A 255-nucleotide genomic window follows, 5' to 3' on the forward strand; every position below is an offset into this window, starting at 1 on the left:
TACGGTCGCAAGATTAAAACTCAAAGGAATTGACGGGGACCCGCACAAGCGGTGGATGATGTGGATTAATTCGATGCAACGCGAAAAACCTTACCTACCCTTGACATGGATGGAATCCCGGAGAGATCTGGGAGTGCTCGAAAGAGAACCATTACACAGGTGCTGCATGGCTGTCGTCAGCTCGTGTCGTGAGATGTTGGGTTAAGTCCCGCAACGAGCGCAACCCTTGTCATTAGTTGCTACGAAAGGGCACTC

At 51.0% G+C, this 255-nt stretch carries 1 rRNA gene; it reads left to right on the top strand.

Features of this window, described 5'->3' with window-relative positions:
- Positions 1 to 255, top strand: a 16S ribosomal RNA gene (locus tag GCM43_RS25645); the annotation flags it as partial.

The organism is Janthinobacterium aquaticum (genome assembly GCF_009208565.1).
Classification (GTDB): domain Bacteria; phylum Pseudomonadota; class Gammaproteobacteria; order Burkholderiales; family Burkholderiaceae_D; genus Janthinobacterium.